This is a genomic window from Mesorhizobium sp. CA13, assembly GCF_020165235.1.
Classification (GTDB): domain Bacteria; phylum Pseudomonadota; class Alphaproteobacteria; order Rhizobiales; family Rhizobiaceae; genus Mesorhizobium.
On sequence record NZ_JAIUHS010000010.1, the window covers coordinates 157,031 to 183,178 of the forward strand.

The 26,148-nt window shown below is 62.2% G+C and carries 24 protein-coding genes; 7 read left to right on the forward strand and 17 right to left on the reverse strand.

Going from position 1 to position 26,148, the window contains the following annotated elements; translation table 11 throughout:
• Positions 1-74: 74 nt before the first annotated feature.
• Complete coding sequence (locus tag LB566_RS21980) at positions 75-1,106, forward strand: LacI family DNA-binding transcriptional regulator (protein ID WP_140551913.1); 1,032 nt, start codon at positions 75-77, stop codon at positions 1,104-1,106.
• Between the two features lie 300 nt (positions 1,107-1,406).
• Here LB566_RS21980 and LB566_RS21985 read toward each other — a convergent pair whose 3' ends face one another.
• The 6 genes from LB566_RS21985 to LB566_RS22010 form a co-directional block, all read right to left on the reverse strand.
• Positions 1,407-2,357, reverse strand: a complete 951-nt coding sequence (locus tag LB566_RS21985; protein WP_140551914.1) for a threonine/serine dehydratase — start codon at positions 2,355-2,357, stop codon at positions 1,407-1,409.
• Positions 2,354-3,370: a succinylglutamate desuccinylase/aspartoacylase family protein gene (locus LB566_RS21990; RefSeq protein WP_140551915.1), complete on the reverse strand. Its 1,017-nt coding sequence runs from the start codon at positions 3,368-3,370 to the stop codon at positions 2,354-2,356. The genes LB566_RS21985 and LB566_RS21990 overlap by 4 nt, the downstream gene beginning before the upstream one ends.
• Positions 3,371-3,450: 80 nt before the next feature.
• On the reverse strand, positions 3,451-4,239 hold the full coding sequence (locus LB566_RS21995) for a transporter substrate-binding domain-containing protein (RefSeq protein ID WP_140551916.1): 789 nt from the start codon (positions 4,237-4,239) through the stop codon (positions 3,451-3,453).
• A gap of 35 nt (positions 4,240-4,274) precedes the next feature.
• A complete protein-coding gene (locus LB566_RS22000; RefSeq protein ID WP_140551917.1) occupies positions 4,275-5,006 on the reverse strand; it encodes an amino acid ABC transporter ATP-binding protein in 732 nt (243 codons plus the stop codon).
• Positions 4,993-5,643 (reverse strand): amino acid ABC transporter permease, encoded by a 651-nt coding sequence (locus LB566_RS22005; RefSeq protein WP_140551918.1) that lies wholly within the window; start codon positions 5,641-5,643, stop codon positions 4,993-4,995. Before LB566_RS22005 ends, LB566_RS22000 begins: the two co-directional genes overlap by 14 nt.
• Complete coding sequence (locus LB566_RS22010; protein WP_140551919.1) at positions 5,640-6,311, reverse strand: amino acid ABC transporter permease; 672 nt, start codon at positions 6,309-6,311, stop codon at positions 5,640-5,642. Before LB566_RS22010 ends, LB566_RS22005 begins: the two co-directional genes overlap by 4 nt.
• Positions 6,312-6,433: 122 nt before the next feature.
• Between LB566_RS22010 and LB566_RS22015 the strand changes: the two genes are divergently transcribed.
• On the forward strand, positions 6,434-7,195 hold the full coding sequence (locus LB566_RS22015; RefSeq protein ID WP_181172535.1) for an IclR family transcriptional regulator: 762 nt from the start codon (positions 6,434-6,436) through the stop codon (positions 7,193-7,195).
• A 6-nt stretch (positions 7,196-7,201) separates the two neighbouring features.
• On the opposite strand, the gene LB566_RS22020 is transcribed toward LB566_RS22015, so the two are convergent.
• Positions 7,202-8,359: a M24 family metallopeptidase gene (locus LB566_RS22020; protein WP_140551921.1), complete on the reverse strand. Its 1,158-nt coding sequence runs from the start codon at positions 8,357-8,359 to the stop codon at positions 7,202-7,204.
• Complete coding sequence (locus LB566_RS22025; protein ID WP_224626952.1) at positions 8,359-9,558, reverse strand: RidA family protein; 1,200 nt, start codon at positions 9,556-9,558, stop codon at positions 8,359-8,361. Before LB566_RS22025 ends, LB566_RS22020 begins: the two co-directional genes overlap by 1 nt.
• Before the next feature lie 123 nt (positions 9,559-9,681).
• Here LB566_RS22025 and LB566_RS22030 point away from each other — a divergent pair, with 123 nt between their 5' ends.
• Positions 9,682-10,299: a TetR/AcrR family transcriptional regulator gene (locus LB566_RS22030; RefSeq protein WP_140551923.1), complete on the forward strand. Its 618-nt coding sequence runs from the start codon at positions 9,682-9,684 to the stop codon at positions 10,297-10,299.
• 590 nt (positions 10,300-10,889) lie between these two features.
• Here the strand turns inward: LB566_RS22030 and LB566_RS22035 are convergent.
• The 6 genes from LB566_RS22035 to LB566_RS22060 all read right to left on the reverse strand — a co-directional run bounded on the left by LB566_RS22035 (position 10,890) and on the right by LB566_RS22060 (position 17,654).
• The gene (locus LB566_RS22035; protein WP_140551924.1) at positions 10,890-11,834 is read right to left on the reverse strand and encodes a polysaccharide deacetylase family protein; all 945 of its coding nucleotides are present in this window, start codon (positions 11,832-11,834) and stop codon (positions 10,890-10,892) included.
• A gap of 225 nt (positions 11,835-12,059) precedes the next feature.
• On the reverse strand, positions 12,060-12,818 hold the full coding sequence (locus tag LB566_RS22040) for an SDR family NAD(P)-dependent oxidoreductase (protein WP_140551925.1): 759 nt from the start codon (positions 12,816-12,818) through the stop codon (positions 12,060-12,062).
• Between the two features lie 52 nt (positions 12,819-12,870).
• Positions 12,871-13,845 (reverse strand): ABC transporter permease, encoded by a 975-nt coding sequence (locus tag LB566_RS22045; RefSeq protein WP_140551926.1) that lies wholly within the window; start codon positions 13,843-13,845, stop codon positions 12,871-12,873.
• A 36-nt stretch (positions 13,846-13,881) separates the two neighbouring features.
• Entirely contained in the window at positions 13,882-15,381 is a 1,500-nt protein-coding gene (locus tag LB566_RS22050; protein WP_181172536.1) for a sugar ABC transporter ATP-binding protein, read from the reverse strand.
• Between the two features lie 138 nt (positions 15,382-15,519).
• A complete protein-coding gene (locus LB566_RS22055) occupies positions 15,520-16,557 on the reverse strand; it encodes a sugar ABC transporter substrate-binding protein (RefSeq protein WP_224626954.1) in 1,038 nt (345 codons plus the stop codon).
• Between the two features lie 182 nt (positions 16,558-16,739).
• Positions 16,740-17,654, reverse strand: a complete 915-nt coding sequence (locus LB566_RS22060; protein ID WP_140551929.1) for a LysR family transcriptional regulator — start codon at positions 17,652-17,654, stop codon at positions 16,740-16,742.
• Between the two features lie 192 nt (positions 17,655-17,846).
• On the opposite strand from LB566_RS22060, the gene LB566_RS22065 reads away from it, so the two are divergent.
• Entirely contained in the window at positions 17,847-18,929 is a 1,083-nt protein-coding gene (locus LB566_RS22065) for a tartrate dehydrogenase (protein WP_140551930.1), read from the forward strand.
• Between the two features lie 32 nt (positions 18,930-18,961).
• Here LB566_RS22065 and LB566_RS22070 read toward each other — a convergent pair whose 3' ends face one another.
• The 3 genes from LB566_RS22070 to LB566_RS22080 all read right to left on the reverse strand — a co-directional run bounded on the left by LB566_RS22070 (position 18,962) and on the right by LB566_RS22080 (position 22,273).
• Positions 18,962-20,131 carry a mandelate racemase/muconate lactonizing enzyme family protein gene (locus LB566_RS22070; protein WP_140551931.1) on the reverse strand — a complete coding sequence of 390 codons (1,170 nt, stop codon included), beginning with the start codon at positions 20,129-20,131 and terminating at the stop codon, positions 18,962-18,964.
• An 8-nt stretch (positions 20,132-20,139) separates the two neighbouring features.
• A complete protein-coding gene (locus tag LB566_RS22075) occupies positions 20,140-21,216 on the reverse strand; it encodes a tartrate dehydrogenase (RefSeq protein WP_140551932.1) in 1,077 nt (358 codons plus the stop codon).
• Positions 21,217-21,295: 79 nt separating this feature from the next.
• Entirely contained in the window at positions 21,296-22,273 is a 978-nt protein-coding gene (locus LB566_RS22080; protein ID WP_140551933.1) for an asparaginase, read from the reverse strand.
• A gap of 212 nt (positions 22,274-22,485) precedes the next feature.
• On the opposite strand from LB566_RS22080, the gene LB566_RS22085 reads away from it, so the two are divergent.
• From LB566_RS22085 to LB566_RS22095, 3 genes are all read left to right on the forward strand, one after another.
• Positions 22,486-24,147, forward strand: coding sequence for an ABC transporter substrate-binding protein (locus LB566_RS22085; RefSeq protein ID WP_181172537.1), 1,662 nt, complete (start codon positions 22,486-22,488; stop codon positions 24,145-24,147).
• 63 nt (positions 24,148-24,210) lie between these two features.
• Positions 24,211-25,134, forward strand: a complete 924-nt coding sequence (locus LB566_RS22090) for an ABC transporter permease (RefSeq protein WP_140551935.1) — start codon at positions 24,211-24,213, stop codon at positions 25,132-25,134.
• Positions 25,134-26,144, forward strand: coding sequence for an ABC transporter permease (locus LB566_RS22095; RefSeq protein WP_224626957.1), 1,011 nt, complete (start codon positions 25,134-25,136; stop codon positions 26,142-26,144). Before LB566_RS22090 ends, LB566_RS22095 begins: the two co-directional genes overlap by 1 nt.
• Positions 26,145-26,148 lie beyond the last annotated feature (4 nt).

Consider the following 26,148-nt stretch of genomic DNA (forward strand, 5'->3'; position numbering starts at 1 on the left):
ATTCGTGCAAAGAGGCATAAAATAGGCAAAGGATTCGCGTCAAGGGTCAGCTAAACGATTAGCTAAGAGGGCAGATGGCCACCATAAAAGACGTCGCAAGGGCCGCCGGTGTGTCGACGGCGACGGTTTCCGCCGTCGTCAACGACACGGCCTATGTAAGTCCGGAATTGCGTGGCCGCGTGCTCGCCGCAGTGCGCGATCTTCGCTATGCACCTTCCTTGGTGGCGCGGAATCTGCGCAGCGGCCGCAGCCAGCTGATCGCGCTTGCCGTGGCGGACCTGGCAAACCCGTTTTATGCCCGCATTGTCACGGCGGCGGAGTCGGCGGTCGCCGCCTGGGGCTACTCGCTTGTGCTGTTCAATAGCGACGAGAAGCCCGACATCGAAAGACGCATTCTTTCGCGCATTCGAACACTAGGGTGCGATGGGTCGGTGGTCGTTCCAGTGCGCGCCGAAAGCCACTACCAGCGACGGGATTTCGAGGGCGGCATGCCGGTTGTTCTGCTCGGCCGTTCGATCGGTGGCGCCGGCGTGGACACCGTCACGATCGACAATCTGTCTGCCGGCAAGCAGGCGACCAATTACCTGCTGGATCTTGGCCACCGCGACATTGGCTCGATCACCGGGCCCATGCATTTGACGACGGGCAGCGGCCGGCTGCAAGGGATGCTCGAAGCGATGGCGGCACGGGGACTCGCCCCGAAAAACGGGCATGTCCGTTCCGGCGAATTCCGCGAAGACACCGCCTATTCGGTCGCGCGCGATCTGCTGGGACAACCGGACCGACCAACGGCGCTTTACGTTGCCAATGGCGTAATGGCAATCGGCGTGATGCGCGCCATTGCCGATCTCGGACTCCGTTGTCCCGAGGACATCTCCATCGCCTCAACTGATACGGTCGCGGGAGCAGGGGGGTTGAAGCCGCGCTTGACCCGAACAGAGCATCCGGTCACTGACATGACAAATGAGGCACTCCGCATGCTAATCGACCGTATCGAAGGAAAGGTCGCCTTGCCTGGACGCAACGTGGTCTTCCAGCCAGCGCTCGTTGTGGGGGAAAGTTGTTCGCCAATCAGACCAAATTTGCTCGCAGGCAGCGAACTCTGACGCAACGAATGAGATCATGCAGCCTAAGCAAGGGCGGATGGGGAGTAAGATACCGGCGCGGTGGCAGGCGATGAGATTGACCATAGTTTGGAAGACCAAATTTCACGCTGAGAGCCATCACGTAGTCCATAATCCGACCGCTGAATAAACGGGGAACGCGCTCAAGCTTCTACACGATCGCCGAAACGACTTCGCACACGACGTCAGCGGCCCCACTTAATTCCGGACGACGACAGATAATTGCGGACATCACAGTGCCGCCAATTGGCGTGTTTGTGACTTTCAGTCCACAGGCTTAGTCTAGCTGACCTGTATAATAGCGTCCGGGCCGGCACCGCAGACGATCACGCAGATACGCTCGCCTTGGTTCAGGCGCACCCGGTGTTCGGCAAGCGCCGCCATCGCGGCGGCGCCGCTGAGGTCGGCCGCAAGGCCCATTTCGAACCACAGGTTTTTTGCGGCGCGCAGCATCTCGTCGTCGTCGACCAGCACAATCTCATCGACCTTGTCGCGGACAATGTCGAAGATGCGGTCGTCGGTCTTGGCACAGGCCATCGTCGCCACAGAGGTCGTCACTTTGTCCAGCGCCATATTGCGGCCGGCTTCGAGTGCGCGCAGCAGCACCGGCGAGCCCGTCGCCTCGATGCCGACGATGCGCACATGCGGCGCCAGCGCCTTGATCGCGGTCGCCACGCCGCTGACCAGCCCGCCGCCGCCCATGGCGACGAGCACCGTCGTAACATCGGGCATCTGGTCGAGGATTTCGAGGCCCACCGTGCCTTGCCCGGCGACCACCGCCGGGTCGGCGAAGGGATGGAAGTAGACGGCACCGGTTTCGCTGACAAAAGCCTGCGCCGCTTCGTTGGATTCGTGCCATGCCGATCCAACGATACGGGTGGCCGCACCCCAGGCCCGCAGTTTCTCGATCTTGGCGGGCGAGGCGTTGGTCGGCAGGAAGATGGTTGTCGGCACACCGGCCATGAAGCCCGCACGGGCGGTAGCTATGCCATGGTTGCCACCCGACGCGGTGACGATGCCATGTTCCAGCCCGGCGGGGTCGAGCGAGAGCAGCCTGTTGGTAGCGCCGCGCGCCTTGAACGATCCGGTGACCTGCAGCAGTTCCAGCTTCAGCATCAGATTGACGCCGCCGGCAAGCGGCGTCTTGAGGTTGCCGGCGGCGATCATCGGCGTGTGCCTGACATTGCCCTCGATGCGGGCGGCGGCGGCGCGAATGTCCTCGAGCGAGATCACGCCAGCTCTCCTTCATAGCGGGTGGCGACGGTGACGCAGCAATTGCCGACAGCGACGCGGCCAGGCTGGCGGCGGCCATAGACAATGCCGTCGGACAGATAGCGCACAGTTTCCGGCGTTCGGCCGGGATCGGCTAGATTGTGGATGCGGCCGGCTTCCTCGCCGGCGTTCACTTTCGTCCCCAGCGCATGGAACGGCTCGAACACGCCGTTGACGGTTGCCAGCACATAGCCGTCATGGCCGGGGATGCGCAGGATGTTTTCGGGCCTCGCGGCAGGCGGCTTGCCGGTCGGCGGCAGCACGCCGAGGTGGCTCAGCACATTGCGCACGCCCTTGCGACAGATGCCGAGCGCATCGAGTGAAACCGTGCCCGCGCCGGCCATCTCGGTGCCGACGGTGGTCAGTCCGGCCCGCACCGACGTGGCCGTGGAGGTGCGCGGCTCGCCGAGATTGTCGATGACGACGGTGAGCGGAGCATCGAAGGCGAGCACCGCTTCCATGTTGCGCTTGCGGTGGGCGGCGTCGGGCGCCGGCTCGATGATGGCGCTGGGCAGGATGTTGAGCGAGGAACCGCCGGAGTGAAGATCCACATAGGCATGCCCAAGCGGCATGACGACGTCACTGACATAGGCCGAGATCTGCTGGGTAATAGTGCCGGTCGGATCGCCCGGGAACGTGCGGTTGAGGTTCAGCCCATCGACAGGCGAGGTACGGCGGCCGGCCAGCACGGCCGGCAGGTTGATCGCCGGCAGGAAGATGATACGGCCGCTGACCATGCCCGGGTCGAGATCGCGGATGAGTTCGCCGAGCGTGATCGGCCCCTCATACTCGTCGCCATGGTTGCCGGCCTGCAGGATGACGGTCGGGCCGTTGCCGTTCTGGATCACCGCGAGCGGAATGCGGGTCGCGCCCCAGGCGTCGTCATGCGGCGAATGCGGAATGTCGACGAAGCCGATCTGCTTGCCGGAACGGTCGAAATCGATGGTGGTGCGGGCGGTGGACATGCGGGCCATGTTCTCTCTTTGAAACTCTGCGGGGTTGGGAGCGGGCGAGGGAGAGGCGGCGGGAGCGGAAGGCCCCCGCCGCCGAAAGCTCAGATCGGCGGCAGGGTCGGCAGGGTGGTGCCGATCCACTTCTGCGACAGCGCCGAGAGCGAGCCGTCGAGCATGCCGAGATGGATGTAGGTGTCGAGCCAGCGCAGCAGCTCGGGGCTGCCCTGCTGGATGCCGATGTAGCAGGGCGAGAATTGCAGGATGAATTTGGGCTTCAGCTGTACCTTGGCGTCCTTGTCCATCAAATCCTTGGCCACGACATCGGCGGTGGCCAGCAGTTGCGCCTGGCCGGAGGTGAAAGCTGCCGCGGCGGTGGCGTCGTCGTCGAAGCGCACGATCTTGGCGTTGGGCGCGGCCTTGGTCAGTTCGAGATCCTGCGTCGTGCCGCGCGCAACGGCTATGGTCTCGTCCTTGAGTTCGGCCGGGCTCTTCACCGTGATGCTGTCGGGGCCGAAGACGCCGATCGATAGCGCCGCATAGGGCGAGGTGAAGGCGATCTGCAGCGCGCGTTCCGGCGTCGCGCCCATGGCGGCGATGACGATGTCGAGGCGGTCGGTGACCAGATAGGGCACGCGGTTGGCCCCGGTGATCTGCTGCAGTTCGAGCTTGACGCCCAGCGCCTCGGCGATCTTTTTGGCCATGTCGACATCGAGACCGACCGGCTCGTTCTTGGCGTCGACCGAACCGAAGGGCGGCACGTCGATCGGCACGCCAATGCGCACCGTGCCGGCGGTCAGGATTTTCTGCAGGTCGGCCGCTCGCGCCGGCATTGCCGAGACGGCGCCGGCCAGGAGCACGGCTGTGACGATCCTGGTGAGATGCTTGAACATGGAATTTCCCCTTTTTCTGGTTGGACTTTCTTTTCTTAGTGAAGGACGGCGCTCAGGAAGCTCCTGAGTTCGGCCGTACGAGGCTCGAGCAAGGTCTCACGCGCTGGCCCATCCTCGTGGATGCGGCCCTCGTGCATGAAGATCACGCGGTCGGCGACGTTCTTGGCAAAGTTCATCTCATGGGTGACGAGCATCATGGTCATGCCTTCGCTGGCGACGCTTTCGAGCACGCGCAGCACTTCGCCGACCAGTTCCGGGTCGAGGGCGGAGGTGATCTCGTCGAACAGCATCAGGGTCGGCTGCATGGCCAGCGAGCGCGCGATGGCGACGCGCTGCTGCTGGCCGCCGGACAATTCGTCGGGATAGGCAAGCAGCTTGTCGGCGAGGCCGACCTTGGCGACCACGGCGCGGGCGACTTCGCGGGCGGCCAGTGTGTCGAGCTTGCGCACCAGCTTCAGCGCCAGCGTGACATTGCGCTCGACATTGAGGTGCGGGAACAGATTGTAGCTCTGGAACACCATGCCGGCGCGCTGGCGCAGAAGGTTGAGGTCGGCCCTCGGGGCGGTGACGTCGATCCCATCGACGACGATACGACCGGCCTGCACCTTCTCCAATCCGTTGATGCAGCGAAGCATGGTCGACTTGCCCGAGCCCGAGCGGCCGATGATTGCTACGATCTCCCCTTTTTCCACGTTGAGCGAGATGCCCTTCAGCACCTCGAGCGCGCCGAAGCGCTTGCGGATATCGGCGATTTCAACGAGCGACATGAAGTCTCCTTTCCAGCATGCGGGCGAGCTGGGAGAGGGAAAAGCAGATGACGAAATAGATGGCGGCGGCGGTGAGGTAGACCGGCAGCGGGGCAAAGGTCGCGCCGCTGATGATCTGGCTGGCGCGGGTCAGTTCGACGAAGCCGATCAGCGCGGTGAGCGAGGTGTTCTTCACCAGTTGGACGAGGAAGCCGACGGTCGGCGCGACGGAGATGCGGATCGCCTGCGGCAGCACGACATGGCCGAGGCGCTGTGCATAGGTGAGGCCCAGCGCGGCGCCTGCCTCCCATTGCCGCTGCGACACCGATTGCAGGCTACCGCGCCAGATCTCGCCGAAGAAGGCTGAAGCGTAGATCGATAGCGAGAGTGCCGCCGCCGTCCAGGCGTCGACCGAGAGGCCGACCAGCGGCAGGCCGAAGAAGAAGACGAAGAGCTGGCCGAGCAGCGGCGTGCCCTGGATCAGGTTGATCCAGGCGACCGCCAACCAGTTGAGCGGCCTGAACGGGATGACGCGCATGACGGCGACGACGATGCCAAGCAGCCCGCCGCCCACGGTGGCGGTGAGCGCCAGCAGCAGCGTCCAGCGCGCGGCCTCGATCAGGTAGACGATATCGGTGCCGCCAAATTCGCGGATCATCGGCGCGGCCTCCTGACGAAGACCATCCAGTAGACGCCGGCGAAGAAGGCCCGGAAGCCCAGCGTCAGCACGAGATAGGAAACGGTGATCAGCGTGTAGGTCTCGAAGGAGCGGTAGGTGCGCGAGTCGATAAAGGCGGCCTGGTGGAACAGCTCGGTGGCGCCGATGGAGGAGACGACGCTGGTGGTCAGCATGATCAGCACGAACTGGCTGGCCAGCGCCGGGTAGATGGTCTTGACCGCCTGGAACAGCACGACATGGCGGAAGGTCTGGCCGGCGGTGAGGCCAAGCGAGCGGCCGGCCTCGACCTGGCTCTGGCGCACCGACTGGAAGCCGGCGCGCAGGATTTCCGCGCCATAGGCACCCATGTTGATCGACAGCGCGATCAGCGCGGCGGTGTTGGCGCCAAGCTTGATGCCGATCGAAGGCAGGCCGAAGAAGACGATGAACAGCTGCACCAGCAGCGGCGTGTTGCGCAGCGCCTCGACATAGACGCGGGCGCAGGCGCGCAGCAGCATCAACGGGCTGATCGAGGCCATGGCGACGATCAAACCGATGGCAAGGCCGCAGAGCATGGTAACGACCGAGAACTGCAAGGTCAGCAGCACGCCTTGCACGATCTCGGGGATATAGCGCAGCAGGACATCAAATTTGAAATTATAGCTCATGGATGCAGAGCGTCCCCTTATGCAACTCCAGGCAGACCGCTATTTTCCACTCGGATTTGCTGGACACCACGCTATCGTCGCTTCATATGTGACGTCAAGCGTCATCTATGAAGCGGGTGCAAATGACGGACGACAAGCTCAATTACAGCGCGCCGGCCCTCGAAAAGGGGCTGGATATCCTCGAATTGCTGGCCAATGCCGGCCAGCCCATGGGCACGCGCCAGATCGCCGAAGAACTGGGGCGATCGAAGAACGAGATCTTCCGCATGGTCCATGTGCTGCTTGCGCGCGGCTACATCCAGCGCGTTGAGGGCGGCGAGGGGCTAATGCTGTCGAACAAGCTGTTCGGGCTCGGCATGCAGACGGCGCGCGCCCGCGACCTGGTCAGCACGGCTGCACCCATCGTCGAGCGCTTCGCCGAGGAGGTGCACCAGGCAGCGCACCTCGTCGTTGCGCATCGCGGCGAAACGGTCATCATCGCCGCGGCATCTGGTGGCGCGGACATGAACTTCTCGCTCAAGCTCGGTTATCGCCGGCCACTGGCGGATGCCCATTCCGGCCTGGTGCTGATGGCGTTCCAGCCCAAGCCCGTGCGTGACCGGATGATCGCCGAATGTCTGATGCTGATGCGCGAGCCGCCGGACCCGACGACGCTCGCCGCCGAACTCGACGCCGTGCGCGAGCGTGGTGCCATCATCCACGAGAGCCGCGACATCATCGGCGTGACCGACGTCGTCTGTCCGATCATCGCCGGCGACGGACGCGCTGTGGCCTGCGTGACGGTGGCGGCGGTCAGCCGACGCAGTGCCGCGCCCAATTTCGAGGCCATGCTGGCGCGGCTGAAGCTCGCCTGCGCCGAGATCGCGCATGAGCTTGGAGGGTAGGGACGCTCAGCCCGCGATGATGATGTCGCGCGGCGTGCGGGACAGCACCTCCGCACCGGTCGTGGTGACAAGCACATTGTCGATGATGCGGGCGCCAAGGCCTTCGGCGCCGATATAGACCGGCGGCTCTATGGTGACCACCATGCCGGTCTTCAGAATATGCGGGCTGTCGCCGATCATGTGCAGCGGCTCGGCCCAACTCGGCGGAAAGCCCGGCCCCAGCGCATAGCCGGATGTGTGGACACGGCAGGTTTCGAGCCCGGCCTCGCCGATGACGGCGCGGGCCGCCTGGTGCGGCACGGATGCCGGCACGCCGTCGCGAATGGCCGCGATCATGGCGTCGCCGGCGCGCAGCACGATGTCGTGCAATTCGGCCATGCGCGGCGTCGGCTTGCCCAGTGCGAAATTGCGGCCGATGGTGGCTGTGTAGCGGTTGAAGGTGGCGCCGAATTCGATGTTGCCGAAATCGCCATGTTCAAGCCGGCGCGCGGTCGGCGCGCCGTGGCTGTAGGCGGAGCGCGGGCCGGAGACGAGGTTGATCGGGCTGGCGGCGATGCCGCTGCCATTGCGCAGCAAGGTCTCCTGGATGCCGCCGGCCAGCGTCAGTTCCGACAGGCCCGCCGCGAGCTCGCCGGCAAAGCGCTCCATGCCAAGGTCGGCAAGGGCCGCCGCGCGCCTGATATAGTCGATCTCGGCCAGCGACTTCACCAGCTTCATGCCGGCGATCAGCTCGGTCGCCTCGGTGACCAGGGCGTCGCCGATGACGGCGCGAAGGCCGAGATAGTGATGCGGGTGAAGATAGTAGGCCGGCACTTCGAGGCCGACGCGCCTGCCGAGCACGCCGTGGCGTCGCGCCATCCCGGCGAAGGCCGCGACCGGATCCTCGTTCTCGCCGCCGCCATAGCCTTGTACCTCGCCGGCAAGGGCGTCCGTCTCGAATTCATGCACCTCGCCCTGGCGTGTCAGCACGACCAGCGGCTCGTCACGCGCGCCGACCAGCAGGCATTGGAATTCCTGGTAGCTCTTGGCGTCGCTGCCGGTCAGCCAATGGATGGAGGCGGGGTGGACGGCAACCAGCCAATCGAGGTCGCGTGCGGCCATGGCGGCGCAGACACGCGCCAGCCGATCGGCGAACTCGGCGGCGGTGAAATCGTGTTTCGACATCAGCCTCGCGTCACCGCCATCGCCTCGATCTCGACCAGCAGGTTCTCGAAGGCAAAGCCGGCGACGCGGATCGCGGTCACCGCCGGACCGGGCTCGGGGTAGAATTCGCGCTGCACACGGGCAATCACCGCGCGCGTCGCCTCGATCCCGGCCCAGCTGCCTTCGGCATGATAGTAGATATAGAGCTTGGCGACGTCGCTTTCGTCGAGCCCGCCTTCGGCCAGCGTGCGGCGGATGAACTCGAAGACGTTGCGGGCCTGCGTCTCCATGTCTTCGCCGACGGCCTGCGCCTTGTCGTCGGCCGAGATCTGGCCGCCGATGAAGGCGAGCCCGGCGATCTTCCAACCTTGCGTGAACTGGGTGTTGGGGATGCTCCAGTCCCAATGGTTGGCCGGCTGCAGGCGCTGCTTGTCGTCGCCGAGCATGCCGATGCCCTCGACCTGGATCAGTTCGTCGGCATTGCCCATGCCCTGAATGCGCAGTCCGGCTCCGGCCGCCGAAGGCACCGACATGTAGCGGCGGCGCACACTGGTCATCTTCTCCCAGTAGTCGGTGACCTCGCGGCCTTCGCCAAAGAAGCGGAAATAGGTGTTCTGGCGCATCAGGCTGTGGCGATCGCCGCCACCCTGCCGCAGCATGGTGTCGAGGTTGCGGAAGGCCTCCTCGGTCTGCACCTCGATATCGCCGAGCCCGAGCACCTTGCCGTCGGCATCGAGCGAGCGCTGGCCGCCGATGAACAGCATGTCGCCGACCTTCCAGCCATGGACGAAGGGCAGCTCCCTGCGCCAGCGCCAGTGACCCGGCGGGTCGAGCAGTTCGCGCTTGCCGCCGACCACCACCCAGGCGTCGACCATCAGCAGCGCGCCCTCGCGGTCGAGGCCGCAGCGGATTTCGGTGGTGGTCGGGCCGGGGGCGGTGAAATAGCCGGCGCGCACGGCATCGAGTTCGTCGAGGAAGGCGCAGACGGCATTGGCGTCACAACTGAAATAGATATTGTGCTTGACCACATCGGCCATTGTGGCGCCGGCCTGGGCGAGAAGTGCCGCCAGCCGCTCGAAGATGACGCGCGCTTGGCCGGCAATGTCGGCGGCGACAATGTCGCCGTTCGCGTCCGTCGCCATCAGCCCGCCGATGAAGACCAGGTCACCGGCGCGGACGGCCTGCGGCGCCGATCCTTCGATATCGCTGAATGTCTGCATCCGCACCACGTACCCTCCCCCTGATCTTTTACTTACTTACCTGCAAGTCAGTATTCCGTCAAATGCTGGGGATGCCGCAAAGCTTCGGCGTCCAAGGCCAACGCATTTGGCTATGATGGAAGCATGGACGAGACCGACACCAGACAGGCGATCAAGGATACGGCGCTGGAGCTTCTGGTGCGCCATGGCTATCGTGGCACCAGCTTCGGCGATATTTCGGCGGCGCTTGGAACGACGCGCGCCAACATTCACTACCATTTCGGCAACAAGCAGGCCTTGGTCGACGAGGTGCTGGGCGACTACATGCAGGAGACGCTGAGCGCCTTGCGGGCAGTGTGGTCGCATGAGGGGTCGAGCCTCGCCGAGCAGGTCGAGGCGATGATCGCCTACAGCCGCGCCCGCTTCCGGCACTTCAACCCAGCCGGTACAGAAGGACACAACTGGAGCCTGATTTCGAGATTGCGGCAGGATGCCGACCTCCTTGATGTCGAGGGCCAGAAGATGTTGGGCCATTTCAGCGCGGAACTCTCGGCGTTGTTTGCCGATGCATTATCGGCTGCGGGCCGGCGCGGCGAGTTGGCGCTGAATATCGTGCCCGGCGATGCAGCCCTGCTGCTTGCGGCGATCGCCGACAACGCCGCGCCAATCACGCTGGGCGAAGGCGGCTTTGATGCGCTGGAGAAAACCTATCGCAGCCTGATACGGATGATCAAATCTGACTCATGCCAAAGACAATGTTAACCTCATATCATAGTAATGAGGCTTCGCTTCATCTGACATTCTGTCCGAGAATTAGTCGTCTGCTTCGGTTACTTTTCATTCTCGGTTTCTGACCCAATCATCCTTAGCTACGATTTTGGCCAAGTTGGGGAACGTTTTACGGACATCTTACTTGGTCTTGGCTTCTCTTGGCGCTTCCTTCGTTGTTCGTGCACCCCCGAGGAGCACAAGAACCAGGATGGGCACATAGACGTCATGGGAGCGAATAAGGTTGCCCGAGCCCAACACACGATCAAGGTCCTAGCTTCCAACGATATGGCCGATCGGGAACTCTGCAAGAGCGCCGGCACGACCTCCGGAGCCCGGTTTAATTCCAGACGGCGACGGATAATTCTGAATGGCAAAGAGGAACGGGCTTGGTCTAAAATCGGCGTTATGGCCACCTTGGTGCCTTGTGGTCCGATAGCGGAATTCCGCGGATAATTCTTCGGCCACATCATAGTTCGGCGCACACGGATATCGGCGGAGAGTTCGATTCAAATCCCATGTAGCGATCCGGTATTGGTCTCGCGTTCCTCGTACGCTTTCCAGTTCCGTTCGCCTTTCGGTTACTATGTCGTTTTCGGCTGCATGTCGCCCATCGAGATACCTATCGTGCCAGAAATCTCTACCGACCCTGCAGCGAGCTGCGCGGAAGTGTACCAATTATAGATCTGCTCGCCCGTCCAGAATGCCACGTCGCTATGCGATGAGATATAATCCAGCAATTGCTCCAGATAGCCGATTCTATGCGGAACACCGCTGAGATAAGGATGGACGCTGATGGACATGATCCGTGGCGAGGTCGCGCTCTCCTGATACAGCCGGTCGAACTGGCGCTTGCCACGTTCGAGCAGCTCCGCCGACGAGTGCTGCGCTACAGCCATTATGGCGACATCGTTGATCTCTACCGTGTAAGGGAGTGTCACCAGCGGGCCGGCCGTCGTCTTCAGTTCGCAAGGCAGGTCGTCCATCACCCAATCGGCGACATATCGAATGCCTTCTTCAGCGAGGATGTCGGCCGTGTCTGACGTCTCCGTAAGTCCTGGGCTTTCCCATCCTACCGGCGGCTTGCCCGAAATCTTGCACAGCGCGTCGATAGTGCGCCGAATAGCAATGCGCTGGTCTTCGAGATTGTGCATCGGCCCTTGCAGCCAACCGTGACCCATCAGTTCCCATCCGGCGCCGTGCGCGGCATGCACGATCCGAGGATAGACCTCGCACACTGATCCATTGAGGGCCAACGTCGGAATAATTGTTCGGGATGTCAGGCTCTCGTGGATACGCCAGAAGCCCACCCGCATGCCGTATTCGTGCCACGACCAGTTCGGAATATCGGGTAGCAGCGGCATGCCCATCGGCGGCGGCAGGACGGTGCGCGGCATCGGCCGCCTCGCATCCCAATGTTCGACATTGACGATGAGCCACACCGGCATCCTGACGCCGCCTGGCAATTTCAGCGGCTGCCTATCGATGATCGCCTGATAGTCTATTCGTTCGCGAGGGCTCAGCGGCATGGGACGGTCCTACGGGCTTGGAGTGCGATTCGGCGGATCGGCTTCTCAGGGCGAACTCGCCGTCAAGCAGGTCGCGCAACCAGTCGGTCGAGACGTATAGGCCTTCACCACGGCGCCGCCAAGCGGACGCAACTCGTCTTTGTGCATGCGCATCTCGTGGGACGCCTGGCTTTGGGCACAGAGGTCGACCTATTGCCCGAGCAAGCAGGCAGAAGATCGTGGTGTCTAGCCCTGTTTGATCGTCAGCCCGCCGTCTACCAGCAAGGTCTGGCCGGTTACGTATCGCGCTGCGCCGGAAGCCAGAAACAGGATTACATCCGCCACATCGTCGGGTTCGCCGATGCGACGCAATGGAATGGAAGGAGCCTGAGCCACCAGCCGCGCTTCACCCATCGAGTGCTCCTCGGAGAGGGATTGTGCCGTGCGGATGTAGCCCGGCGCGACGCCGTTGACGCGGATCCCGTCGCCGCCGAGCTCGGCGGCCAAGCCTCGCACCAAACCCAGAACGCCGGCCTTGGCGGCGGAATAATGGACATGCTCGGCCCAGCCATAGCTCATGCCCGAAATCGACGACACGGCCACGATGGCGCCTTTGCGACGCTCACGCATGCGCGGGGTGGCAGCGCGTGCCATCCGGAACACGCCCTTCAGGTCGATGTCGAATGTGATGTCCCACTTGGCATCGCTCATCTGCGCCAGCGGCACCTTGTGGGCGATGCCGGCATTGGCCACCACGACGTCCACGCCGCCATACTGCTTGTCGATTTCTCCCACGACGTCGTCGACCTGATCCGATTTGGTCACGTCGAGTTTGCGGAAATAAGCGTCGCCGCCGCCCGCCTTGATCTCTTCGGCCACCTGCTTGCCTTCTGCCTCGAGAATGTCGGTCACGCAGACTCTGTAGCCACCCCTGGCGAAAGCGAAGGCCGTGGCGCGGCCGATGCCGATGCCGGCTCCGCTGATGATTACGGTAGGCTTGGTCATGACGATCTCCCGGATGCTGCGCGGTTCGATGCGATTGTGGGCATGAGGCGCATCATTTGATGACACCGATCTTGCCGCGTTCCAGTGAAAGAAACACCGCAAGGATGAGGATTAGGCCGGTGATGATCTTCTGCGTCTCGGACGAGATGCCAAGAATGATCAGGCCATTGCCCAGCATAGCGATGATGAGGGCGCCGATGACCGTGTTCTGGATAGCGCCGACGCCGCCGGTCAGCGGCGTTCCGCCAAGCACGACGGCCGAAATCACACTGAGTTCGAAGGATGTTCCGGCTGTCGGCGTCGCCGCTCCCAGTCTTGCGGCCATGACGATGCCACCTAGACCTGCCAGCAGCCCCGAGACAATGAAAACAGAGACTTTGACGGTGTTGACCGGCAGGCCCGAGATATCGGAAACGCGTTCGTCGCCACCTATCGCGGTACAGTAGCGCCCGAAGGTGGTGTAGTTGTAAAGGATAAAGCAGATGACGAAGATTGCCGCGGCCACATAGACGATGTTGGGGAACACGCCTAGCGACATGATGACGTCCCCCACCGGAATGGGGTTCGAGCGCGAATAAACGATCGTCAGTCCCTGCACTGCCAGCAGTGTGCCCAGCGACACCATGAAGGACGGCACTTTCATATAGGTGAAGACAAGACCGTTGAAGAGGCCAATCACGGCCCCCACCGCGAGTGCCGCCGCGATGCCCCACAGGCCCCAGGACACTGAAACGGCGGCACCGATCAGTCCAGCCAGACTAAGCGTCGAGCCGACCGAAAGATCGATGCTGCCAGCGGTGATGACGAAATGCATGCCGAAGGCGACGACGGCCAGCACAGTCGCCTGCTGCAGAATGGTGCTGAAGTTGCGAAATGTGTCGAAGCGCTCGAAAGCGGTGACCGAAAAGAAAGCGAAGATCAGGATGAACGCGACATAAGGCACCAACGCCCGCATGCTTGGCATGGAAAAGCCGGGCGATCCATCGCCGGTGGCGGAACGAATCGGCTCCTGGGGATTTGCACTCATTCTCGTCTCGCTTCCACTCGGGTCTTTTCGACCGGCTCAGATCATGTAGCGGATCAGATCGCTTTCCTGCGGGTTGTCCTGCCTCTTGAACGTCCTGGAGACCTTGCCGTCGCGGATCAGGACAATGTCGTCGCTCATCTGCAGCAGTTCCTGCAACTCGTCGCTGACCAGCACGATGCCACTGCCCTTGGCGGTGAGGTCGTTCATCAGCCGGTAGATCTCGGCGCGCGCCCCGATGTCGATGCCGCGCGTCGGGTTGTCGAGCAGGAAGATATCCCCCGCGGTCGCAAGCAGTTTCGCCAGCACCACCTTTTGCCGATTGCCGCCGCTCAGGTTGCGGCAGCTTTCCTCGACCGTGCGGCATTTGATATTCAGGCGCTGCTTCAGCGCTTTCGACACGCCGGTTTCAGCCCGCCTGCTGGCGATTCCCAATTTGGACAGCCGGCTTAGTATGGAGAGAACGGCGTTCTCACGGACCTTCTGCTGCATGATCAGCCCCTCTCGGTCGCGGTTCTTGGGACTGTAGAGCATGCCGCGGCGTATCGAGCGGCGCGGCGAACGACCCTGGTAGGCAGCGCCCTTGACGAGGACGGTGCCGGCCGATGCCCTGTCGATCCCGTAAAGGGCGCGCAGGATGCGCTCCTGTCCCGCACCCGCAAGACCGCCGATCCCTATGATTCTGCCGCGGTCGAGGCGCAGCGAGAAGTCGCTGACGCCGCCATCGACCGTGAGGCCACACACATCCAGCAGCATTTCATGCCGCCCGTCGGCGGCAGCCGGCATGCCTCCACGCAGATTGAGATTCACCTCGCGCCCGACCATCAAGTTGGAAAGCTCGTCCGGCACGGTTTTCTGCGTGTCCCTGACCGCCACAAACCGCCCGTCCTTAAGCACGAGCAGCTTGTCAGTGACCTCGAATATTTCTTCTGTACGGTGAGTGACGACGATGACGGCGGTGTCGGGTTTCAGACGCCGTATGAGGTCGAGAAGCAGGCGCGTGTTGCGGCTCGACATGGCGGCGGTGGTTTCATCAAAGATGATGCAACGGGGCTTGGTCGAAACCGCGCGCGCCGTCTCGACCAGTTTCTGGTCTTCGAGCGCCAGATCACGTGCCGCCGCCTTGGGATCGACATGCGGGCAGATGTCGGCGAGCATCCGGCGGGCCTCGCGGTTCATCAACCCGTTGCGGTGCAAGCCGAACCGCGTGAATTCCGCCTCGCGTCCAAGGAGCAGGTTTTCTGCGACTGTCAGGGACGGGACGAGAGCGGGTTCCTGGAAAACGAGTTGAACACCGGCCGCTCGCGCTTCCAGGACGGACGAAGGTGCATAGGCTTGCCCGCAAAGTGTTATCGTGCCTGCATCAGCTGCGATCACGCCTGATAGAATTGCTGCCAGCGTCGATTTGCCGGCGCCGTTTTCACCGGCGAACGCCCAGACCTGCCCGCTTTCGATGATGCACCCTTCGCCCTCATCCCATTGCAAGGCGCGAACCGCACCGAAGGATTTTCGTATCGCCGAGATCCGGAAGACTTCCATGATGTCCGAGACAGCTCCACGCCAAGCGTGTGGTTGGATATTCTGCGCGGCTGGCATCGGGGAGGTCTCGACGCCAGCCGCGCGTTGCGGTCAAATGATCGTACCGCGCCGGTTCCAGGCCGACGCGGCGGGAGGCTTTCATTTCACCGCGATGACAAAGTCGGTCGTCTTGGCACTCGGATTGTGAACCTGCGACAGGGATTTCCAGTCGTACGTCGGGGTCGCATCGATGAACTGCTTGGCGTAGGCATCGACATTGTCCTTTGTCACGCCGGGGATCGAAAGTTGGTTCACCGGCGGATTGTTGGTCTTGCCGTTGAGCGCATCGTAGCACATCACCGCTGCCTCGCCGCTTTCAGCCCATTGGCCGCCGGTCGAATAGAGCGCTTCGCCCGCCTTGATGGCTTCGACAGCCTCGGGGATCAGGTCCATGGAGGCGACCTTGATCTCGTCGATCACCTTGGCGTCCTTGAACGCCTTGATAGCACCCAGCGCCGTATCGTCATTGTAGGTCCACAGGCCCTGGAAACCGGGGCCGGGCATGGCGGAAAGGAAGTTCTGCGCGTCGGTGTAGCCATCCTGGCGCAACTCGCCGTTGCGCAGTTCCTGCAGCAGCTTCATGTCCTTGTGCTCGTCGAGGAACTGGTGCAGGCCCGCGCTTCTTTCGTCGGCGACCGCGCCGCCCGGAGCGCCGCCGATGGCAACCACTTCACGCACGCCCCCGTCATAGAGCGACTTCGCGATATTGTATCCGGCGAGCTTATTGTCGACGCCGACGAAGCCGGCATAGCTCTTGCCGTCGTAGTCTTGTGGGCCAAACCCAGGATAGCGCTCCGCGAACACGACCGGTATCTGGGCCGCCTCCGCCTTGTTCAGCAGCGCCTTGGCGATGGCCGATGTGTTGGGCGTGATGATGAGGCAGCCGACGCCCTGGGCGACCAGACCCTCGATGTCGGCAAGCTGCTTGGCGTCGCTCTGATTGGCGTCGACGACGACGGTTTCCGCGCCGAGCGCCTTGGCCGCGTCGGTACCGAAGTCGGCGAACGAGCGCCAGAACGGGTTCTGCAGCGCCGGCACGCTCATGCCGATGATGGCTTTCTTGTCTTGCGTCGACGCTGGCAATGCGGACAGAACGATGGCGGTGCAACTGAGAGCGGTTGTGACGAGCCTGCGCATTGTTTTCCCCTTAGAGTTTGGGTTGGCCCCAAGCCAACCGTGGAAAACGGATGTTGATCGCAGCGGAGAAGAGCGTCAATTATATTAAAATTTGCAATAATCGCAAAATGCAGCGCCGCTGTGGGTGCGGCGAGGATCGGCAGCAGCCTGGAAAGAGCCTGATTTAGCCAGCAACAAGCTGTTCATGCGTCTTTTGAATAGACATCGATCCTGCTGCGCAGCAGCTCGACCAGCATGTCTCGCACGGGATCGCGAGTGCTCCCGGTCCAGGCAACGGCCAACGGCAGCTTCTTCAATCCGTCTGCCCCTGGCGAGTCGAGCGCGACGTAGGTCACGCCCTCGACCTGCATCCGGGAAGCCCAGCGCGGTACGATGGCGATACCCATTCCGGCCGCCACGAGGTTCACGATGGTCTGCTTCTCGTCGGCCAGATGCACGACCTTGGCAGAGAGGCCGTTTTCGCTGAAAAGCCTCATCGTCAGGTCGTGACTGTGCGGTCGCGACCGCCGCTCCGGCACGATCAGGGTCTGGTCGACCAGGTCGAGCACCGACACGCTTGTCCGATGCGCCAGCTCATGGCTGGAGGGTACCGCCACGACGGCCGTTTCATAGAGCAGGAAGAGCAGTTCCAGACGACGGCTCGGTGCGCCGGACGGCCGGATCAAGGCGAGGTCGAGCCGCCCTGAAAGCACGCGCGGCAACAGGCGGTTTGTCTTGTCCTCCATGACTTGCACGGTGACATCAGAGGCAATCTCCTTGAAGTCGTGCAGGAGGCGCGGCACCAGTCCGACCGCCGCGCTGTCGATCACGCCCAGCCGCAGTACTGCCGCACGGTCTCGGCCTTTCTCGCGGATGCTGCTCTCCAGATCGCCCGCATGGGCAAGCAGCGCCCTTGCCTGTTCCAGCAGGAAGGATCCATGCTCGGTCAGCACTGCATTGCGCGTGGTGCGCATCATCAGCCGCACGCCGAGATCCTCCTCCAACATGCGGATGTGCCGGCTGAGAGACGACGGCAGCATGTCCAGGCGCTGCGCCGCCCGGCCGAAATGCAGCTCGTCGGCTGCCATGACAAAGCATCTCAATTGGTGCAAGTCCAATCGCCAACTCCTGTACGAGGCCCGGATTAAATCACATTTTTATATAATCGGAAGCGCATTGAACCAGACACAACTCGGCCTCTAAACCCAAGGCCGGCGGAACCGGACGGCCCAAGGGACTGTCCGCCCGGCTTGGGTAGGCCGCCTCAAATCTGGCGCGTCCCCGCGCCGGGTATGGTAGGGAGACTGACAGTGCGCGAATATTCGATCGCCGCGATTCCTGCTGACGGAATCGGGCCTGAGGTCATTGACGCCGGCATCGCCGTACTCAGCATGCTGGCCGAACAGCGCGGTGACCTGAGGCTGAATTTCAACGTCTTCGACTGGGGTTCGGATTACTACAAGCGCAATGGCGCGATGATGCCGGCCGACGGGCTGGAACAGCTCAAGAAGTTCGACGCGATCTACTTCGGCGCGGTCGGCGCGGTCGACATTCCCGATCATGTGACCTTGTGGGGGTTGCGCCTGCAGATTTGCCAGGGGTTCGACCAGTACGCCAACGTCCGACCGACCAAAATCCTGCCCGGCATCGCGTCTCCTCTGCGCGGCATCGAGGTTGGAAACCTGGATTGGGTGATCGTGCGAGAGAATTCGGAGGGTGAATATTCCGGTGCCGGCGGGCGCGTCCATCAGGGACTGCCAGAAGAAGTCGGCATGGAAGTATCCGTTTTCACACGCGTCGGCGTCGAGCGCATCATGCGTTACGCCTTTGGGTTGGCGCAGTCGCGGCCGCGCAAGTTCCTGACGGTCGTCACAAAATCGAATGCGCAGCGTCACGGCATGGTGTTGTGGGATGAGATCGCTGAAAAGGTGTCGCGCGAGTTCTCGGACGTGACCTGGGACAAGATGCTGGTCGACGCCATGACGGTGCGCATGGTGCTGAAGCCGCAGAGCCTCGACACGATCGTGGCCACCAATCTCCACGCGGACGTGCTGTCTGATCTCGCAGGCGCGCTGGCCGGCAGCATCGGCGTGGCGCCGACGGCCAATATTGACCCGGAGCGGCGTTTTCCCTCTATGTTCGAGCCCATCCACGGCTCGGCATTCGACATTGCCGGAAAGGGCATCGCCAACCCAATCGCCGCCTTCTGGACGGCGGTCCAGATGCTCGGCCATCTGGGCGAGCAGGCGGCGGCGGATCAACTCATGCACGCCATCGAGCGTGTCTGTGAAGCCGGCATCATGACGCCGGATGTCGGCGGCAAGGCGACGACGCGCGAAGTCGCCGAAGCGGTCTGCAACGCCATAGGCAGGCGAAACGTCCTGACGAACTGAAAACCGCCGTTTCGGTACGGCCGGCGTCTCGCTCAAGGCTGGTGCAATTGTCGGAACAGCTTGAACAGTTCGGTTTTCTTCTCAAAGCCGACACCGGGAATATCCGGCAGCCCGACATAGCCATCTTCGACGGCGATGTTGTCGGCGAAGCCGCCAAAGGGCCGGAAAACGTCGGGATAGGATTCGTTGCCGCCCAGCTGCAGCCCTGCGGCAATGTTGAGCGACATCTGGTGGCCGCCATGCGGCACCACGCGCCGTGACGACCAGCCAAGCGCCTTCATCACCTCCAGCGTGCGCAGGTATTCCACCAGGCCATAGGAAAGGGCACAGTCGAACTGAAGATAGTCGCGGTCGGACCGCATGCCGCCATAGCGCAGGAGGTTGCGCGCATCCTGGTGCGAGAACAGGTTCTCGCCCGTCGCCATCGGCCCACCGTAGTGGTTCGCCAGTTCCGCCTGCAACGCATAGTCCAGCGGATCGCCGGCCTCCTCGTACCAGAACAGGCCGTATGGCTGCATCGCCTTGGCATAGGCGACGGCGGTCTTCAGGTCGAAGCGTCCGTTGGCATCGACAGCCAGATACTGGCCCTCACCAACCACCTCCAGCACGGCCTCGATGCGGCGCAGATCCTCATCCAGAGGCACCGCGCCAATCTTCATTTTCACGACCTTGTAGCCGCGGTCGAGATAGCTGCGCATCTCCGCCTGCAGCTTCGAGTGATCCTTGCCGGGATAATAGTAGCCGCCCGCCGCGTAGACCCAAACCTTCTCGTCCGCCACGCCCGCCCGGTAACGGTCCGCCAGCAGGCGCCACAGCGGGACGCCGGCGATCTTGGCGACGGCGTCCCAGATGGCCATGTCGATGGTGCCCACCGCCACGGACCGTTCGCCGTGGCCTCCGGGCTTCTCATTGGTCATCAGCGTCTTCCAGATGGCGAACGGGTCAAGGTTGTCGTTCTCATGGTCGATCAGCGTTTCGGGATCGGCCTCAAGGACGCGCGCGAGGAACCGGTCGCGCATCAGCGCGCCCTGTCCGTACCGGCCGTTCGAGTTGAAGCCGTAGCCGACCACCGGCTTGCCGTCACGCACGACGTCGGTGATCACGGCCACGGCCGAGCAAGTCATCTTCGAAAAGTCGATATAGGCGTTGGCGATGGGGGAGGCGATCGAGACCGTCTTTTCCCTGATGTCGACGATGCGCATGCCTGGTCCTATCCTTCGAGTGCCTCTGCCACCGCCTTGCCGCAGGTGACGGTATTGGCCTTGCCTCCCAGATCGCCGGTGCGGGTGGCTTCGTTCTCCAGCGTGGCCTCGATAGCTTCCACGATCGCGCAACCAGCCTCTTCGTAACCAAGATGGTCGAGCATCATGGCGGCCGTCCAGATCTGTCCGATCGGATTGGCGATGCCCTTTCCGGCGATGTCCGGAGCCGAACCGTGTACCGGCTCGAACAAGGACGGAAAACGGCCTTCCGGATTGATGTTGGCCGACGGGGCGATGCCGATCGTGCCGGTGCAGGCGGGTCCGAGATCCGAGAGAATATCGCCGAACAGGTTCGAGGCCGCCACGACGTCGAAACGGTTCGGATTGAGCACGAAATGGGCTGCCAGAATGTCGATATGGTACTTGTCCCAAGAAACGTCAGGGTATTGGGCGGCCATCGCTTCGACGCGCTCGTCCCAGTACGGCATGGTGATCGAGATGCCGTTGGACTTGGTGGCCGACGTGAGGTGCTTGCGCGGACGCTTTTGCGCCAGATCGAATGCATAACGTAGGATCCGGTCGACGCCGACGCGCGACATCACGGTTTCCTGGATGACGATCTCGCGCTCCGTGCCCGGATACATCCTGCCGCCGATAGATGAATATTCGCCCTCGGTGTTCTCGCGCACGACGTAGAAATCAATGTCGCCGGGCTTGCGGTTGGCGAGCGGCGACGGCACGCCCGGCATCAGCCGGACAGGGCGCAGGTTGACGTACTGGTCGAACTCGCGGCGAAACTGCAGCAGCGATCCCCAAAGCGAGATATGATCGGGAACCATGGCCGGCCAGCCCACAGCGCCGAAGAAGATGGCATCATGGCTTCCGATCCTGGACTTCCAGTCCTCCGGCATCATGCGGCCGTGCCTGGCATGGTAGTCGCATGACGCAAAGTCGAAATGGTCGAACAGCAGGTCGATGCCGAAGCGCCTTGCCGCCACTTCCAGTACGCGAAGTCCCTCGGGGACGACCTCCTTGCCGATCCCGTCGCCGGGAATGACCGCGATCCTGTGCTTCTTTGCTGACATGATGGTTCCTCGGCTGCAGGAGTAGGATGGCTGCGATGGATGGCCGCCTTAAAGAAATCAGGCGATGGAAGAGCGTGCATCAGCCGCCGAAATATTCGATCTCCTGGCGCAGGCGTTCGCCCTTGATGCCCATACCGAGCAGAACGGCCACGAGCACTCGTGCTTTCTGGCCGCTCAAGTCGCCGGCAAAGATCACGCCCCCATCGGAGAGTGTCTTGCCGCCGCCATTGCCATAGATCGGCTTGACCCGGCCGCGCTGGCAACGGCTGGTCATGACAACGGGAGTGCCGTTGGCGACAATCGACGTCGCGGCGGCAGTGACGGCGGGCGTCGCGTTACCCCGCCCGAAACCCTCGAGAATGATGGCCTTGGCACCATCCTGGGCGGCGAAGCGGATGTAGCGGTCGCCCATCCCCATGACCAGCTTGATGAGATCGACATCAGCGACAATATCTTTTGCGTCGTAGGTGCGGCGCAGAACCGGCTTGCGGTGCAATATGATGCGGTCGCCGTCCACTTCTCCGAGCTTGCCGTGCTCGTAGGAGATGAAGGTATCGGTGCGCGAACTGTGCGACTTGCTCACGTCACGTGCAGCATGGAATTCCTGCTCGAAGCAGATCATCGCGCCCAGGCCCCGCGCGGTTTCGGACGCGGCCAGCCGGATCGCATCCGTGAGGTTGCGTGGGCCGTCGGGGTTCGCCTCATCGGCCGCGTGCTGTGCGCCGGTGAAGACTATCGGCTTGTCCGTCGTGACCAGGAGATCAGCCAGAAAGGCGCTTTCCTCCATCGTATCGGTCCCGTGGGTCACCACCACTCCATCGAAGTCACCTTGAAGGTGGTGTGAAATCCGCTGGGCCAGTGCAAAGCCGAGTGGGAGGTCGATGGCATAGCTGCCGACATTGCAGAACTCGTCGATGGCGATGTCAATGCCATCGAGCGGATCGTGCAGCATGGCGCGCAACTCCGATCCTGTGACGCTGGCGGTGACATGTCCGCTCTTGGGTTCCAGCTTGGATGCGATCGTCCCTCCTGTTGTCATCAGACAGATTTTTCGCATTTCGGTCCCTCGTCGCGTACCCGAAGTTGAATAATTTGGTCAGACCGAGAAATCAAGAAGCTATTTTTTGTGCACGAAATGCACGAATTTTTCGCATTTTTTTGTGATTGACGGTCAGGCCAAATTGTCCATTAATGTTCATTGCGCTCTTTGGTCTGTCCAAAAGCGGAAAGAGAACGAAGCGTTCTCGCGCAACCAATGGGGAACGAGATATGGGTGATGATTTTACCAGAATTCGATTGGCGCCCACGCGCCGTCAGTTCCTGAAGACGACTGCCGCAATGGGTGGCGCCGTGCTTGCCGCATCGACCGGCCGTTTCGGTGAAGCCTTCGCGCAGGACGCAAACACTACGCTGGTGATCGCGGCGCCCGCGACGCCCCAGGGCCTCGACATCGAGTTCGACGTGAGCCTGGGCTCCATCGATTCCCTCGGTGCGCTCTACGAGTACATGCTTGGCTATGAAAAGATGGATGATCCCAATGCGCCCGGCGTGCTGCGGGAGGATACCGGCGTCCATACCGATAAGCCGAACAACCTCGCGCTGCGCGGACGGCTGGCCGAAAGCTGGGAAGTGGCTCCCGATGGCCGCAAGGCGACCTTCAAGCTACGGGAGGGTGTCGTCTCCAACTGGGGTAACAAGTTCACGTCCAAGGACGTGAAATGGACTTGGGACCGCAAGTTCAATCTCAAAGGGCAAGGCCTGTTCCAGACTGCGGTGCTCGGTCTCAAGACGCCTGACCAGATCAAGGTGGAAGGCGATCATGCGGTCTCTTTCAATCTTGAGCAGCCCAATCCGTTGCTTCTCAAGCAGCAGTGTAACCTCGCCAACCCGATCTACGACGCCACCAAATGCGCCGAAGCCGGTGGCTCCGACGACCCGTGGGCGGTCAATTTCCTCAAGAACGATAGTGCAGGCTTTGGTCCCTATCGCCTTGCTCAGCTCGTGCGCGGTCAACAAGCCGTATTCGAGGCGCGCGAAGACTACTGGGATGAAAAGCCCTTCATGAAGCGTGTCATCATGCGCGAAGTGCCGCAGTCAGCCAGTCGTTTCTCGCTGCTGCAGGGCGGGGCGGTCGATATCGCACAGTTCCTGCAGCCGCGCGAGTTGGAGGCGCTGAAGAAGCAGCAGAACGTGGCCGTGGATGCCGTCAATTCGTCCTACATGATCTGGCTGGAGCTCAACTCCAAGATCGCTCCATTCGATAATGTCGATGTGCGCCGCGCCATCAACCTCGCTATCCCCCGCGACGAGATCATCCGCACGATCTACTACGGCTATGCCGACGAGCAGAAAGCGCCGATGCCCTATATCTACCCGATGGCAGACGAAAGCTTCTTCACCTATGCCTATGATCTTGCCAAGGCCAAGGAGCTTCTTGACAAGGCTGGCGCCAAGAACCTGGCGACAACCTTGTCCTACAACGCCGGCGACCCGACGCAGGAGCCGATCGCATTGCTGATCCAGACCGCGCTGAAGCAGATCGGCGTGGAGCTGACGCTGGAGAAGCTGCCGGCTGGCGTGTTTTACGAGAACGTCACCAAGCGCGCCAAGCCGATGATCTTCTATCTGGACTCTCCGTGGACGCCGGATCCGGGCTACTCGACCTACCTCTACTTCAACTCCGAAAGCTATGTGAACTATTCCAACTACGACAACAAGAACGTCGATCAGATGATCAAGGACGGTCTTGCTACGCTCGATGACAATGTACGCAAGCAAAAATATTCGCAGGTCCAGAAGACGTTGATGGACGAAGCGCCCTGGGGCTTCATTGCCTACCCGAAATACACGCTGGCACGTAAGGCGAACCTCAAGGGTTATACCTACTACACGTCCAATAACCTTCGGTTCCAGGATTTCAGCCGCGGCTGATGAGGTCTTGTCCCCGGAGGCGGCCGCCTCCGGGGACAAGTTAGAGTATCGGAAAGATCTTAGATGTCATCGAAGCTTAGCCTTCTCCTGAGGCTGGCGGTCATCCGGCCGAGATTTGCGATCGGCTATCTGATCGTCATCGCGATCACTCTGTTGGCGATCTTCGCGCCGGCCATCGCACCCTATTCGCCGACCGAGGCGGATTCGGCCAGCTTCCTGCAGCCGCCGGATACCGCCCATCTCTTTGGCACCGATAATGTCGGCATGGATATTTTCAGTCGTTCCATATACGCGCCGCGCATTGACCTGACGATCGCCATACTGGGCACGCTCCTGTCGGCGCTAATCGGCGGCTCGATTGGTGCTGTTGTTGGCTTCTACAGCAGCGGGCGCGGCATTCGCGTATGGCTGTCCTTCGCTGTCATGCGCGCGGCCGACGTATTGCAGGCATTTCCCATTTTCGTTTTCGCTATCGCCCTGGTTGCCAGCCTCGGTCAAAGCATCCAGACGGTGGTTCTGGCCATCGCCTTCGTCAATGCGCCGATCTATTTGCGTCTCATGCGCTCGCAGGTGCTGAGCATCCGTTCCATGCGCTATGTCGAGGCTTCGCAGGTAAACGGCCTGTCGGACATGCAGACCATTCGGCGCCACATCATCCCCAATGCGATGGCACCGGTGCTGGCGCAGCTGTCGGTCAATGTCGGCTGGGGCATCCTGCTGACCTCGGCGCTGTCCTTCGTTGGTGCCGGCGTGCGTGCGCCGACACCTGAATGGGGCAGCATGATCGCCATGGGCTTTCAGAACGTGGTGACCGGCCAGTGGTGGCCGTCCATGTTCCCCGGCGCGATGCTCGCGATCACCGTATTCGGCTTCTCGCTGGTCGGCGCGTCCATCGAGGTCCTGGCCGATCCGTCCAAGCGCCGGCAGCTGCTGAGCGATGCACGCGAGCATCGCCGTCGCGCCGACCTGCCGGCGGAGGGCGCCTGATGCGCATCCTGGCTTATCTCGCCAAGCGCCTGATTTTCGTGATCCCGCAATTGCTGGGCATCGTGCTCGTGAGCTTCCTGCTGGTGAAGAGCATTCCGGGTGACCCCGCTGTGCTGATGCTTGGCCCCACAGCTACGCCTTCGGCCATCGCCTCACTGCGCCAGCAGCTCGGGCTCGACCAGCCTCTCTACATGCAGTTCCTGATCTATGTGCGCGATCTCCTGCATGGCGACCTGGGAACCTCCTGGCAGACGACGCGGCCGGTGCTTGAGGATCTGCTTCAGCGCTTCCCGGCGACCCTCGAACTCGTCACGCTTTCGCTCCTCCTGGCCATCATCGTTGGGGTAACGCTGGGCGTCTATGCAGCGCGTAAGCCAAATGGCTGGATCGCGCGCCTGTCCGATCTCTATGGCTTGAGTGCCGGTGCGCTACCAGACTTCTGGTTCGCCCTCGTGCTGATCTTCATCTTCTATACCGTGCTCGGCTGGGCGCCTGCGCCGCTCGGCCGTATCGACATGATCGTCATACCGCCGGCGCCGGTCACCGGAGCCCTCACCATCGACGCGCTTCTCGCCGGCGACCTGCAGGCCTTCTGGTCTGCCTGCGCGCATCTTGTGCTGCCTGTGCTGACGCTCGGGCTCCTGAATGCCGGTCCCATACTGAAGATGACGCAGGCCACGATGGAGAAGATGCTGGAATCTGATTTCAGCCGCTTTGAAGTTTTGTGTGGGGTGCCGCAGAACCTTGTCGTGCGCCATGCGCTGCGCAATGCATTGCCATCAATCGTCACCATCATCAGCGTGCTCTACGGCTTCCTGATCGGCGGCGCGGTGCTCGTCGAGATCGTGTTCTCGTGGGGAGGGGCGGGGCAATACGCGGTGCAAGGTGTGCTGAATTCGGACATCTATCCGGTTCTGGGCTTTGTACTCTTCTCCGCCATCTTCTCCCTCATCGTCTACATCGCGGTCGACCTCATCTATTTCCTGCTCGACCCGCGGATCAGCAATTAACGTG

What these genes read in the sequence shown, in the direction of transcription:
- LB566_RS22010 (WP_140551919.1), bottom strand. Translation starts at nt 6,311, where the DNA reads ATGAGCTATAATTTCAAATTTGATGTCCTGCTGCGCTATATCCCCGAG.
- LB566_RS22035 (WP_140551924.1), bottom strand. Translation starts at nt 11,834, where the DNA reads ATGCCGCTGAGCCCTCGCGAACGAATAGACTATCAGGCGATCATCGAT.
- LB566_RS22015 (WP_181172535.1), top strand. Translation starts at nt 6,434, where the DNA reads ATGACGGACGACAAGCTCAATTACAGCGCGCCGGCCCTCGAAAAGGGG.
- LB566_RS22000 (WP_140551917.1), bottom strand. Translation starts at nt 5,006, where the DNA reads ATGTCGCTCGTTGAAATCGCCGATATCCGCAAGCGCTTCGGCGCGCTC.
- LB566_RS22025 (WP_224626952.1), bottom strand. Translation starts at nt 9,558, where the DNA reads ATGCAGACATTCAGCGATATCGAAGGATCGGCGCCGCAGGCCGTCCGC.
- LB566_RS22030 (WP_140551923.1), top strand. Translation starts at nt 9,682, where the DNA reads ATGGACGAGACCGACACCAGACAGGCGATCAAGGATACGGCGCTGGAG.
- LB566_RS22040 (WP_140551925.1), bottom strand. Translation starts at nt 12,818, where the DNA reads ATGACCAAGCCTACCGTAATCATCAGCGGAGCCGGCATCGGCATCGGC.
- LB566_RS22085 (WP_181172537.1), top strand. Translation starts at nt 22,486, where the DNA reads ATGGGTGATGATTTTACCAGAATTCGATTGGCGCCCACGCGCCGTCAG.
- LB566_RS21990 (WP_140551915.1), bottom strand. Translation starts at nt 3,370, where the DNA reads ATGGCCCGCATGTCCACCGCCCGCACCACCATCGATTTCGACCGTTCC.
- LB566_RS22045 (WP_140551926.1), bottom strand. Translation starts at nt 13,845, where the DNA reads ATGAGTGCAAATCCCCAGGAGCCGATTCGTTCCGCCACCGGCGATGGA.
- LB566_RS22095 (WP_224626957.1), top strand. Translation starts at nt 25,134, where the DNA reads ATGCGCATCCTGGCTTATCTCGCCAAGCGCCTGATTTTCGTGATCCCG.
- LB566_RS22080 (WP_140551933.1), bottom strand. Translation starts at nt 22,273, where the DNA reads ATGCGAAAAATCTGTCTGATGACAACAGGAGGGACGATCGCATCCAAG.
- LB566_RS22070 (WP_140551931.1), bottom strand. Translation starts at nt 20,131, where the DNA reads ATGCGCATCGTCGACATCAGGGAAAAGACGGTCTCGATCGCCTCCCCC.
- LB566_RS22075 (WP_140551932.1), bottom strand. Translation starts at nt 21,216, where the DNA reads ATGTCAGCAAAGAAGCACAGGATCGCGGTCATTCCCGGCGACGGGATC.
- LB566_RS22020 (WP_140551921.1), bottom strand. Translation starts at nt 8,359, where the DNA reads ATGTCGAAACACGATTTCACCGCCGCCGAGTTCGCCGATCGGCTGGCG.
- LB566_RS21995 (WP_140551916.1), bottom strand. Translation starts at nt 4,239, where the DNA reads ATGTTCAAGCATCTCACCAGGATCGTCACAGCCGTGCTCCTGGCCGGC.
- LB566_RS22055 (WP_224626954.1), bottom strand. Translation starts at nt 16,557, where the DNA reads ATGCGCAGGCTCGTCACAACCGCTCTCAGTTGCACCGCCATCGTTCTG.
- LB566_RS21980 (WP_140551913.1), top strand. Translation starts at nt 75, where the DNA reads ATGGCCACCATAAAAGACGTCGCAAGGGCCGCCGGTGTGTCGACGGCG.
- LB566_RS22090 (WP_140551935.1), top strand. Translation starts at nt 24,211, where the DNA reads ATGTCATCGAAGCTTAGCCTTCTCCTGAGGCTGGCGGTCATCCGGCCG.
- LB566_RS22050 (WP_181172536.1), bottom strand. Translation starts at nt 15,381, where the DNA reads ATGGAAGTCTTCCGGATCTCGGCGATACGAAAATCCTTCGGTGCGGTT.
- LB566_RS22005 (WP_140551918.1), bottom strand. Translation starts at nt 5,643, where the DNA reads ATGATCCGCGAATTTGGCGGCACCGATATCGTCTACCTGATCGAGGCC.